This is a genomic window from Acidovorax delafieldii 2AN (assembly GCF_000175235.1).
In the GTDB taxonomy this organism is placed as follows: Bacteria; Pseudomonadota; Gammaproteobacteria; order Burkholderiales; family Burkholderiaceae_C; genus Acidovorax; species Acidovorax delafieldii_B.
This window is the reverse complement of the sequence record NZ_ACQT01000568.1, coordinates 1-896: the sequence shown is the minus strand read 5'-3', so window position 1 is coordinate 896 and position 896 is coordinate 1. Positions and strand designations below refer to the sequence as shown.

Below are 896 nucleotides of genomic sequence, written 5' to 3'. Positions count from 1 at the left end.
CTGACGGACTGAGGGGCGCCCACCTGCGCGGCGGTCGCGAGTGATGGCAACAATGGCCCGCGCCAGTGCGCAGGGGGCCAACGCGGCAGGGCAGGCACGAACCGCCCGGCACCCCTCACGGCGTTATGCAGCGCCCCGACATCCACCCTACCCGCCCGTTGCCGCGCCACCCCGGCGCGCTGACACCTGCTGCCAACACGCTGTCAGCAGGGGCGCCCTACATTGGCCGCTTCACCTGCCATCCCGGAGAACCCCATGGCCATTCAAGGAAGCTGCCACTGCGGCAAGACCCGCTTCGAAATCGATTTCGTCCCCCGCACGGCCAGGCGCTGCACGTGCACCTTCTGCACCAAGCGCGGCGCGCTGTGGGCGTCGGTGCCGCCCGGCCAGCTTCGCCTGCTCACGCCGCGCGAAGACGCCACGGCCTACGGCCACAACCCGCTCAACAGGCACTACTTCTGTGCCACCTGCGGCTGCGGCACGTTCTCGGAAACCCCCGACTGGACCGCCCAGCCGTTCGATCCCGACAGCCTGCAGCAAACCATCAACCTGCGCGCGCTGGACGATTTCGACATCGATGCCCTGCCCGTGGAAGTGATCGACGGGCGCAATCTGTGGTGAACGGAGTCCGCGCATGAAGACACTGTTCTACGGTGCATCGAGCCTCGACGGCTTCATTGCCACGCCCGACCACCAGCTCGACTGGCTGCTGCAGTTCGGCGACGTGGCGGGCTCCAGCTACGCCGCCTTCATCCGCGACGTGGGCGCCATTGCCATGGGCTCGCACACCTATGAATGGATGCTGCGCCATGGCGTCGCCAGCGGACAGCCCTGGCCCTATGAGCAGCCGGTCTGGGTGTTCACCTCGCGCACGCTGCCCGGCGCACCGGGCGCCG

General features: G+C 68.5%; 2 protein-coding genes. Both read left to right on the top strand.

Features of this window, described 5'->3' with window-relative positions; all coding sequences use genetic code 11:
- Positions 1-255: 255 nt before the first annotated feature.
- The gene (locus ACDELDRAFT_RS23090) at positions 256-621 is read left to right on the top strand and encodes a GFA family protein (protein ID WP_005801719.1); all 366 of its coding nucleotides are present in this window, start codon (positions 256-258) and stop codon (positions 619-621) included.
- Between the two features lie 13 nt (positions 622-634).
- A partial coding sequence (locus tag ACDELDRAFT_RS23085; RefSeq protein WP_005801717.1) for a dihydrofolate reductase family protein occupies positions 635-896 on the top strand: 262 nt, incomplete at its 3' end.

Excerpts from the sequence above, each read along its gene's own strand:
- ACDELDRAFT_RS23090 (WP_005801719.1), top strand. The coding sequence starts at position 256 with ATGGCCATTCAAGGAAGCTGCCACTGCGGCAAGACCCGCTTCGAAATC.